An 11345-nucleotide genomic window follows, 5' to 3' on the forward strand; every position below is an offset into this window, starting at 1 on the left:
AATTTATTCGTGGAAATATATTTTAATTTCCTTCAATTAAATAGGGATTTATTTCAAAAAGATTGGGGTTTTCAGGATTTACAGTGACCATGACAGCGTGCATATCTAATTCGCCAAAAACCTGCAAGCGGGTAAAATTTAATAAGGTTTTCTTCGTCTTTTTATCCGCAAGAATGGGCTTGTCCACAATGTATTCGTGCGAATCTCCGTTGACTAACAATACGGGTTTTCCAAAAGCAATTGTTTCTTCTTGTATCGTTTTCAGGATGTTGATAAATCCGCTGGCTTCCTTCAAATCTTTTTTTTCACCAAACATATCGGCTTGGGTAAATAACACAATACCAGATAGTTGAGCTTCTTTAGCGTGTCTAAAAGCTTCTTTTATCCACGCCACATTAGCGGCATCACGCTCGTAAAATTCCTGATTGAAAGTTGTATAATTGGTCGGTAAAAAATTGTTGTTACTACCAACGGCATGAAACGTGGCGAAGGCAATATTTCCGTAGTCCCAACGAGTATTTTCTACGTATTTCTTGAAGGCAGGAAGAGAAGATTCTGGTATCAAAGCCATTTTCTCTTGTCCAAAGCTTTGGGGCGATTTGAAGTATAGCTTTCTGAGGGTTTCTAAACGTTCTTCGGGCAAAAAAGCACCCGCATCTTTCTTGTGACAATCCGTCCATTCATTGTCGCCAGGTGTATAAATTAACGGTTTTTTGAAGGTTTCAAAATAGCCCAGAATCTTGTTAAATGCTTCGTCGGAACAAGGGGTTGAACTTGATTTAAAATCACCAACGTGAACACTAAAAGCAATGGGTACTTTGTTAATTCCCTTAATTACATTTTCAAAACGAGCAAAATCATCGGGAAGGAAATAGGGCATATCGCCCAAGGTTGAAAAGGTAAACTTCTGATTTTTAATGCTTTGTGCTTCAATATTGAAAAATTGAATACAAAATAATAGAATCACCAAAAGTATTTTTTTTAGTAATGGATACATTTATGAATAAACTTTAAGATTGGTTTAATTATCACAAATATACTCCGCTATTATTACCATAAAATAACGGTAATATAAATTTAAAAACAACAAAACAGCGAAAACGGAACACTAAATTTAATATTAAATTAACTTGGAATTTAGGATAAATGTTAGCTCACCAACTTCTCACTTAGATGATTCCATGCTAATTTTTTATACTTTTCTAAGTCAGGATTTTCTAAGGTTACTTCCTTAGCGGTATCATCCCAGTGCCTCATGCTTAAATATAAATCAAACATGGGCATTTGCTCAAAAGCTTTTGCTTCTGTTTCAGTCATTCTACCACCTTGAAATGCTAAGGTTTGTCGGCTGGCTTCGGATAATTTATCGTAGTAGGTTGAAAACTTAAAAGTTAAATACCGCTTCGCTTCCACGTGATTTCTGACTAAGGACGCAACCTGATTGGAGAAGCCATTTTTATACAAAAAGTTGGCACCAGCAATTTCGTGACAAATATTGCCAAGTCCATTCATTTCATTTTGATTAGGCAAAAAATGGCCAATATCATGAAAGAAGGCGGCCAGAATTACATCATCGTCAGAGCCTTCATTTTCAGCTAATTGAGCGGCTTGAAAACTGTGTTCTAAAATACTTACGGATTCACCAACGTATTCATTTGAACCATTGATTTCGTATAGACCAAAAATGGCATCGAGCCTTTGTTGAAGAATAGATTTGGAAATAGTCATTATTTGCGACACAATAGAAAAGTAATCGATGATAATTTTAAACCGACGTTAAAAAGAAGAAAAGTAGTGGAAATTCCACTACTTTTAAATTCATTAACCATTTTTTTCAATAAATTTAGACTATTTAATTAGCCACATAGGAGCATTAATATTTTCAGTTGTACCAAACTGACGAGTAATTGCTTCGGTCAGATTCACTTTATTTGTCGTAGATTCAGAACTTGGATACAAATAACGCAAAGGGATTTTTGTACCATTTGCCGTACCAGGGCCTAACAAAAATGTTGGTACGCCCGTTCTGCGCCAGTTATAATACGCTTCGTATCCCGAATTCTGGAAAAATGCGAGGTATTTTTGGTTCAAGATTTGTGATAAACCTTCCGCTGTATTTCCTGCATATTTTACATTTGTTTGCGCTAAATAAGTAGTAGCATCAGCAATTCCATAAAATGACATCGAAGATTTCACACCACGTTCGTACCAATCTTGCGCATTACCCGTTGCCCAACCTTGATTGATGGCTTCAGCAATGTTAAAGCACATTTCTGGGTAACTTACTACGAAAGTATTTTCACCCGAATATGAGCTGTAATAACGCTTGCGATTCTGGAACGAATATTGTCCTAAACCTGCTTTTGAAGACATATCCGCTAAATCTTCGCCTGAACTTGCTCCCACGTAAGCATCAAAATCAGTGGCTTTTAATCCTTTGGCTAATTGAGCATCGGCGGGTTCTGCTACCACGAAAAGGCGTGGATCTTTGTAATTTTTCAATAAATCTACGTAGGTTTTTGCCATGTTCTCACGAGTAGCATTATTTCCTAAATTGTCTGGATTACGAGGATATTTGTTATTTGTTCCCCAAACGTATTGCAAACTTTCCGACAAATCGCTCATCAATGGATATTTGGTAGCATTGCCTAAAACATTCGCAAAATCGGCTTTCACCTTCAGGTCGGTATCATCCGCTTTTTTGCTTAACTGAATCAATACTCTCAATCTGAATGTATTAACTGCTTTTTGCCATTTACGGAGGTCATTATTGTAGTAAATATCGCCATCCAGAGTTTTATCACCAGTAGTAATTAATTGCGATAAATCATTATTTGATTCTTCCAACCATTTCAATACTTGAATAAAAACATCTTTCTGGGTATCGTATTTTGGTTTGTCGAGCGTCAAACCTTGCAAAGCATCTTTTACAGGTAAATCACCCACTCTTAAAGTCATGCTTGTGTAATAATATGCCCGTAAAAATTTACCCAAAGCTGAGTAAGGATTCAAGTCTTTGGCTCCACTGTTCTTGGCCTCTTGCTCCATTCTTACCACGTTTTTCAACGTTGTAAATTGAAGTGATGCATTACCCCAGTTATATTCATTGTTTGAATAATAGTTATAATTCGAAGCGTAAAATTGATTATTACGCATTATTTCGTTCCAAGCACCATCGTTCATTCTACTGATGGCATCTTTTAAAATCAAAGATGCTGGTACTGAAGTAGGTAAGTTGGGGTTAAGCTCCAACGTTTTATAATCACTACAACTTACTAAAAGTGAGATGATTAAGAAAGATAAAATATATTTTTTCATGAAAATCTGTGAGTTGAACATCCCCTTTCCAAATAGGAAAGAAGATGTTTTGTGATGGCTTTACTTAAAATGTCAAATTTACATTCACTCCAAAACGTTTCATCGTTGGTGTTTGTAAACCTGTACTGGCACTCAAACCTGTGAATTGGTCTAAATCAACGCCACTGTGTTTGCTATCAACGAAGTAAAATAAGTTACGTCCAACCAAAGAAATTGACGCTTGTTTGATGAATGTTCCCATTAATACATTTGATGGAAAATTATAGCCAATGGTTACTTCACGAAGTTTAGAGAAGGTTTTACTCATCATATTTCCTTCGGCAGTTCCATTATAGCGACTGATATAATCTTGCTCAAAAGTCTTTACGTTATTGGTTGCAAATTTCAACGCTGACATATTCGTGATTAAACCCGTGTTTGAATCGTAAGTTGGAGAACCCTCTGAAATAATTACACCTTCACCTACGTAAGATTTAATTCCTTGTGCGTCAAAATCACGAGCAGCACCCAAAGCACCTTCAACCGTTTCGATATTACGACCACCACGGAAAGTTTGTTTACGAATATAATCTTCAACTGTTCCACCCACACGACCGTCAAATTGGAAAGTTAACGACCAATTTTTGTACGAAACTCGGTTATTCAAACCCCAAACGTAATCTGGATTGGCAAAACCTACCATCGTTCCACGTGAGTTTACGATTGGACGACCACCCGCATCGTTAATAATTTGTCCATCAGTGGTTCTTTGATAAGTAGAAATATATACTTGATCAATTCTATCACCGAGGTTAATAAATTGTGCTGAACTGTTTCCACCGACGAAATAGTTAGAAGGCAAACGGTCAATTTTAACATTGTTTTCGTTGTAAACTTCTTGCAATGTTTCCTTGAAATTCGACAAATTTAATAAAACATCCCACGTCAGATTTTTTGTTTTGATTGGCGAACCTTTCAACGTAATTTCTAAGCCTGTTTTTTGCGTTTTAATACCATTTACGATGGCAGAGGTATAACCCGTAGTTTGCGATAAATCACGATTAAAGATTCTCGGGCCATCATTTGAAGTAAAATACGTAACATCGGCTGAGAAACGGTTTTTCAATAAACTCAATTCAAGACCTAATTCAATTTGTTCCGTTGTATTTGGTTTCAAGGCTGGATTATTGATTTTATCCGAATACGTTGCCCCCGGAGCATTGTTGTAAACTGGAGAAATTCCGTAACCTACTGAGTTTGCGTAATTTGGGCCGTCGTAAGATGAAGCGTATTCTGAACCGTAACCCAAAGCGTAAGCACCGCTTGGATTTGTTCCGATTGTCGAGCGAGTTAAACCATCTTTTACATTGGCGTAAGAAGCACGAGCTTTCAATAATGAGATAGCTTCTGGTAATTTAATGTAATCAGAAACCACCGTACTTAGACCAAATGATGGATAAAAGAAAGTGTTATTGCCCATCGGTAAAGTAGAAAGACGGTCAACACGACCCGTAGTTGAGAAAGTAACAAATCCTTTGTAAGCAAAGTCAGCCGAATAATACCCACTTTGAACTTCCATATCCGCTAAATAACTGAAGGCTTTTACAGGTCTCAATGAGTTTGAAAAAGTATAAACCTCTGGCGTGTTCAAATAATCCGTGGTTACGTAACTTGAGTTATATTTGAAACTACGGAGGTTTCCTCCAGCCCAAACTTTTACGTCAAAAGCATTATTAAATTTCTGATTATACTTAATCAAAATATCTGTGTTATTTTCAAAAAGTGTTCTTTTATCTTCACGATAATCACCTTTGGCTTCCTCACGACCGTAAACAGTTGCCGAATATGGAAATTTTTCAGAACGGAAAATATCGTAGGTGGTTACCGAAGTACGTCCCATTACGCTCAAATTATCGTTGATTTTATAATCTAAGGAAGCATATCCGTAAAGGTCATTTTTGTAGTGACTTCTCATCCATTCGTAAGCGGTAAAATAAGGGTTATTATAACGTTGGTATTCCGCATAAATTTGTTGTACACCTTCTTTACCTGCTTGCCAATAATTACGCATGTCATCCACATTCCAGTCAGCACCACCCCAAATTACCATGTTGTAAATCAAAGAGTTAGGGCCATAATTTACGTCTGGAATATTGGGCGTTGCTTGACGATTATAGTTTAAATTTGTCTCTAAACGCAATTTTTTCGAGAAATTAATCCCTGCATTCACGCTAAAATTGACAATATTTAATTGTGTATTTGGTACAATTCCTTTTTGATAATTATGAGACATTGAAAAACGAACATCTGCTTTTTCATTACTACTTGAAATGGCGATATTATTGTTCGTCAAAATACCATCACGTAAGAAACGAGTCAAGTTATTTGCTCCACGTGCTGTCCAAGCCGTAGGAATTCTCTTTCCCGTTGTTGGGTCGATTGGGCTATCATACTGAGCGATTTTTGTTTTGCCAGTTGGGTCAAATTTTGGCCCCCAAATATCGTAATCACCATCATTATTCCCACCCCCTTTACCATCTACGAATGAATATTGCCCGTGGTCACCTGGACCATAAAGATCTTGTACTTTCGGTATAGCATTAAAGCCACTCTCTACCATCGTCGAAGAATTGAACTCGACTGAAAAACCACGTTTATCTTTAGAACCTTTTTTCGTTGTAATTAAAATGGCTCCATTTTTTCCTCTAAAACCGTACAAAGCAGCAGCATTTGCTCCCTTCAAAACTGAATAAGTTTCAATGTCATCGGCGGAAATATTCCAAGTATCCGAGTTGATTGGTACTCCATCAACAACGTATAAGACATCGGTATTTCCTCTTAAAACTACATTGGGACGACCCAATAATTCCGCCGAAGCACCAATGGTCAAACCTGCCACTTTACCCGCCAACGAGTTGATTGGATTTGGCTCACGGGCTTTGATTAAATCAGCCCCTTTTACCGTTTGGATGGCGTTGGTTAAACTTCTACGCTCTTTTGAAATCCCCAAAGCAGTTACCACCACTTCTTCAACTTGTTTAACATCTTCATTCAAAACAATGTTGATGACCGATTTTGTACCTACTTGAACTTCTTGAGCCGAATAGCCAATGAATGAAAACTGCAAAGTTACTTTTTCACCAACCGAAATTTTATAGACTCCATCAGCGTTGGTAGTCGTTCCTCGTTCAGTTCCCTTTACTCTAATTGTAGCGCCTGCAACCGGCTTTTTATCAGTTGCATCGGTGATTTTTCCTGTGATATTCCTTTCTTGGGCAAAAGAGTTGACCGAAAAAGCGATTAGTATTATTGTGAAGAAAATTTGGTGAAAGATTCTTACAACAATTCCGCTAAAAGTGAATTGTAAAATGTTTCTCATGAGTAAGTTTGTTTGTTAATTTCGATGCAAAATTACGCATCAACTTTAACCACACTTTTAGAGAAATATTATTAGAATGTAAAAAGTGGAAGCTGATAAAGGCCTATTTTCGAGGATTATGTTAGCCAAATGTTAAGAGAATGTTTTGTAATAATTCTTGCGCTGTAACTGAATCTTTATGCGAAATCTAATCTCTATTTCAGAAATGACACTCGCTCAGTTTGACATTCAATTTGGATTTGCTATTTCACATTTTAGTGAAGCCACTTTTTAGTTGATAAGAAAATTCCTTTTTATATTTTTCATCTGTAAATACGCTCGTTTATTAACATCCGTTAAAAAGGAATGACTTATGAGCGTTTCTACTAAAGACTGTTTATTCAAAAATGGCGCTAAAATTACTTTTATTCTTGATTCATTCAGACCAATCCTTTTGCCAAATTCGATAAAATCATCTTGATGGGTATGTCCCGAAATTTCATGTCGTTTTGATCGAAAATCATCTCTAAAAAGTCCTTTATCGAGGGCAAAATCAGTATCATCTACGTGCATTCGAGTATTGATAAGATCGTAAGCGGGACTTAGTACATAATCTCCTTTGGGGGTTTCTATTAGCGAAAAATTTTTTAAATGTGCATCCCCATTACTGAATATATAGTTAAAAATTAATAAGTTAAAATATTTTTCCAACTCAATTCTCCAAGTTGGCACGTATAATTTTATGAGTTCCCCTAACTCTTCGTAGCTGAATTTATATTTATAATTTGCTCCAAAATTATCTTTGGTTTTTCCTGCCAAACTTGCAAAATCTTCCACGCCCCATTTTGTACCATCATCTTTGAGGTCAAAGCGTTTAGTGATGTAAGCGGGTGTGCCATCTCGAAAGAAAATTAAGGCATTGGCTGCCGTATTAATTCCATAGACTTGTGAAGCAATTTGCATTGTAAGATGTTCATTAGCAGGCACTTGGTCTATTTTTTTTAAATCTCTCGGAATTGGTTTTAGGATATATTCTCCTTGTTCCGATTCATGAGTAAGTCTCAATTGATTTTTTTCTAACAATAAGCTCAATTTCTCCTGCACGCCAGAAATAGAAATTCTTTTTCTATTTTCCATAAATATTTCCTCCATTTCATCATTAGCGTGCAGTTTGGAATAAGGCAAAATATGGCTTACTTTTTTATTACGAAATACTTTCCGCAAACACGTTGGACTGTATGATTTGAAGCCTTCAGCCAAAGTCCCTGGGCAATATTGTAGTTCAATCATAAGGCTAAAGGTTTAACGGTAATTGCTCCGATGGTATCAAATTGGGAAGTCTCTGCCAAAAGTCCAAAATCATCATTTTCATCAATTTTCAAGAGTATACATTGTAATTTTCGATTGACTCCCTCACTCAACATATTATAGAAAAAAGGGAATAAAAAGGAGCTTTGGAATACTCGCTGACTTATAGGAAATGTTAAACTAATCGCTTGATTATCAGATGATAAAAAATAATTATCATCATATTCAAACTGATAACTTTGTCGATTTTCTTCCGTAAGTTTCCCTGCCAAGATATTATTTCTATAGATTGCTAATTGCCTCATTATGTGCTAAATTAAAAATTAGTTTTAGGGATTATCCACACCAATTCCATTCCCAAAACTTCGGATAGCTTTGTGAGCGTTTCGAGTCTTGGATTGGCTTTTCCGCTCTCGAAAGATTTGATAGTTCGGAGCCCTACGCCCGATAGATCAGCTAAATATTCTTGCGTAACGCCCAATTGTTCCCGTCTGATTCGAAGTTCTTGTGATAAGTTCATTGAAAACCAAGTAAATAAGTGCAATATATGGCACTTATTTGACATATTCAAGGAATCTAACAAGAATATTTTGCAAAAAGTGCTTTATGTAGCACTAATGAGTTTAGTTTAAAATTTTTGTTCGAAAAATAAATTTTTTGTCCAATATAATTGACAATATAAAATTATTGCCTTAATTTTAGGACAAATAAAAATAAGAATTATGTTATCTCACGACAAAACAATTTTATTTCTCCGAAGAAATCCTGCCTTATCCATTTCAATTCTTGAAAAAGAAGCTGGACTACCCAATAGTACCTTAGCAAAAGCACTTGGCGGCGATAGAATTTTAAACGCCAAGCATCTTAATGCACTTTATCCTATCTTGGTCAAGTATGGTTACAACGAATCGCAATACAAAAAAGCGAGGGTCATTTCAATTGTAAATCATAAAGGAGGCGTTGGAAAAACTACTACCACCATCAATCTTGGGAAGGCTTTGGTAAAATTAGGATTCAAAGTTTTGTTGGTGGATATGGATTCGCAGGGAAATTTATCTCAATCACTCGGTATTGATAATCCCGAAAAACAAGTAGTAAACGCCCTTTTAAAAAATGAAGATTTGCCAGTGATAGAAATTGGTGAAAATTATCATTTAGCACCCAGTGATTTAGAGTTGGCGTATGCCGATTTAGAACTTGTGCAAGCGGTTGGCGGTGTTAATCAATTAAAAAATAAACTCAATCCACTCCGAGAATTGTACGATTATATACTAATTGATTGTCCACCCGCCCTCAATATTTTTACAAATTCCGCCTTAGTTGCCTCCAATGGATGTTTAGTTACCTTGCAGCCAGAAGTATCAGCCATGAAAGGGGTCAATAATTTATTTGAGCGGATTTCACAAGTCAGAGAAAGAATCAACCCTGAATTAGTGGTTGAAGGGATTGTTTTAACGATGGTAGATAAACGGTTGAAAGTACATCGAGATATGATGGAATACGTGCATCAATCCTTGAATAATTTTAAAATTTATCAAACCCAAATAAGAATTAACGTTGCTTTAAAAGAATCGCAAATATCACAAATAAATATATTTGACTACGATAATAATTCAAATGGGGCAACTGATTATATGAATTTGGCGAAAGAATTTTGCTCAAATGTTTAATCCCATAAATAGAAAAGAAAATGCAAAAAAAATACATGGGTAATTTTGGAGGAACTTCAATTATCAAAGATCAAAGCCTTTTAAATCATGAAGCAATCAAGCAACAAATCATAGTGCTTGATGAACTTCGTGACCTTATTCCACCACTTCAGGAAGAGGAATTAAATCAATTAGAGACAAATATTCTTTCAGATGGCTGTCGGGAGGCGCTGTTAATTTGGCACACGACAGCAAATGTCTTGGACAACACTTCTACGAAAACCTCAGCCGTTTATATTTTGGTGGATGGACACAATCGTTATGGCATTTGTTTAAAGCACAAATTAAATTTCAAGATTCATCTAATACCTTTCGATTCTTTGAAAGAAGTTAGAGACTATATGATTGATAATCAATTAGGTAGAAGGAATTTGATTCCAGAACAAGCATCATATTTACGAGGTTTAAGATACAATTCTGAGAAACTTGTCAAAGGAAAATATGATCGTCAAGCACATAAGGGTCAAAATGTCCCTTATACTATCGCAGATTTGGAGGAAAATAATGAAGAGAGTCATAAGGGTCAAAATGTCCCTTATGGGTCAATTACCAAAAAAGAATCTACTTCGGCACGTCTTTCCAAACAGTATAATGTGAGTGAAAAGACCATTAAACGAGATGCTGAATTTGCAGAAGGGTTAAATCTTTTATCGCCTAAGTTGAAAAAAGAGATTCTCTCGGGGAAAATAAAAGCAAAAAAATCTGAAATTCAGCAATTGTCTCAGATAGAAAATCCTGTTGAAGGAATTGATTCATTAGATAAAATCGCAGAATTGGTATCAGTAAATGTAAAAAAAGAAGCAACTCAAACGAAGGATCATAAATTCACAGTTTTTCCTATAAATGATGACTCAAGAGAAAATCTATTAAAGAAGGTACAAAATGGAATTAAAAATGCTTCTGACACAGATGTAACAGTGGAAATAAAAGGCTCATTCATTATTAAGAATGGATTAACCGAAGTTTGGAAAAAATTACGTGGATTCTCGGACGATATAATAATCAACGAGGATTTTACGGACAGAATATCCATTTTTCAAACGGTAAGTCTTGGGATTGTTCAAGAATTATAAAATTTTATTTTTTCAATAAATTGTTTATCAGGCACTTATAAAAAGTAAAAGCGTTAATATGACAAATTTAGGGGACAAAGTTTGAAAACTCAAAAGGGGCAAAGAAGGGGAAATAAATTGGGATATCAGTGTTATATTTGGTTAAACCAGAACAAATTTAGGGGTTATACAGTGTTTATTATAACAAATTTAGGGTTAGGCTTTTTTAGACCAACACTTTTTATAAGTAAAAATTAAATGGAGCTAATTATTTGACAAAATAGCCGCCAGTCAGTATCATAGCGGCTATTGAAAACGCAGAAATATAGAATCAGGACGGCCCAACGCTGCGGCTTAAAAACCTATATCCCTCAAAATTACAAGGCAATTCATTGAGACGATTCAACACATTCGTAAGTTAAGAGCCAGTCAGCACGTTTTATTGGGCAAAATTGCTGACCATCGGCCTGGAAAGATGTATTCTTTGAGTCAAATCAAGAAAAATGAACGCTGGCTTGACAATGGTTTTATTGATGCTGAAACATTCTTTGCTCCCTTGATTATCAAGATCAACTCCAAAATATGAAATTGAAGGGGACACCCAATTTACGTTTTGAGCAC

At 35.7% G+C, this 11345-nt stretch carries 10 protein-coding genes; 2 read left to right on the top strand and 8 right to left on the bottom strand.

The genetic code is table 11. The features are described 5' to 3' along the window. Nucleotides 1-22 precede the first annotated feature (22 nt). From AC1W31_RS03470 to AC1W31_RS03500, 7 genes are all read right to left on the bottom strand, one after another. Nucleotides 23-997, bottom strand: coding sequence for a metallophosphoesterase (locus tag AC1W31_RS03470; protein ID WP_481733010.1), 975 nt, complete (start codon nucleotides 995-997; stop codon nucleotides 23-25). Nucleotides 998-1149: 152 nt separating this feature from the next. Beyond that, complete coding sequence (locus AC1W31_RS03475) at nucleotides 1150-1728, bottom strand: HD domain-containing protein (protein ID WP_481733011.1); 579 nt, start codon at nucleotides 1726-1728, stop codon at nucleotides 1150-1152. Nucleotides 1729-1848: 120 nt separating this feature from the next. Next, complete coding sequence (locus AC1W31_RS03480) at nucleotides 1849-3318, bottom strand: SusD/RagB family nutrient-binding outer membrane lipoprotein (RefSeq protein WP_481733012.1); 1470 nt, start codon at nucleotides 3316-3318, stop codon at nucleotides 1849-1851. 64 nt (nucleotides 3319-3382) lie between these two features. Next, entirely contained in the window at nucleotides 3383-6676 is a 3294-nt protein-coding gene (locus AC1W31_RS03485; RefSeq protein WP_481733013.1) for a SusC/RagA family TonB-linked outer membrane protein, read from the bottom strand. Nucleotides 6677-6946: 270 nt separating this feature from the next. Continuing rightward, nucleotides 6947-7945: a type II toxin-antitoxin system HipA family toxin gene (locus tag AC1W31_RS03490; protein ID WP_481733014.1), complete on the bottom strand. Its 999-nt coding sequence runs from the start codon at nucleotides 7943-7945 to the stop codon at nucleotides 6947-6949. After that, a complete protein-coding gene (locus tag AC1W31_RS03495; protein ID WP_481733015.1) occupies nucleotides 7942-8268 on the bottom strand; it encodes a HipA N-terminal domain-containing protein in 327 nt (108 codons plus the stop codon). Before AC1W31_RS03495 ends, AC1W31_RS03490 begins: the two co-directional genes overlap by 4 nt. A gap of 11 nt (nucleotides 8269-8279) precedes the next feature. Further along, nucleotides 8280-8483: a helix-turn-helix domain-containing protein gene (locus AC1W31_RS03500; RefSeq protein ID WP_481733016.1), complete on the bottom strand. Its 204-nt coding sequence runs from the start codon at nucleotides 8481-8483 to the stop codon at nucleotides 8280-8282. Nucleotides 8484-8685: 202 nt separating this feature from the next. Here AC1W31_RS03500 and AC1W31_RS03505 point away from each other — a divergent pair, with 202 nt between their 5' ends. After that, nucleotides 8686-9633, top strand: a complete 948-nt coding sequence (locus tag AC1W31_RS03505) for a ParA family protein (RefSeq protein WP_481733017.1) — start codon at nucleotides 8686-8688, stop codon at nucleotides 9631-9633. Between the two features lie 20 nt (nucleotides 9634-9653). Continuing rightward, nucleotides 9654-10745 carry a hypothetical protein gene (locus tag AC1W31_RS03510; protein WP_481733018.1) on the top strand — a complete coding sequence of 364 codons (1092 nt, stop codon included), beginning with the start codon at nucleotides 9654-9656 and terminating at the stop codon, nucleotides 10743-10745. 418 nt (nucleotides 10746-11163) lie between these two features. Here AC1W31_RS03510 and AC1W31_RS03515 read toward each other — a convergent pair. Beyond that, a partial coding sequence (locus AC1W31_RS03515; protein ID WP_481733019.1) for a hypothetical protein occupies nucleotides 11164-11345 on the bottom strand: 182 nt, incomplete at its 5' end.

The organism is Arcicella sp. (genome assembly GCF_964672035.1).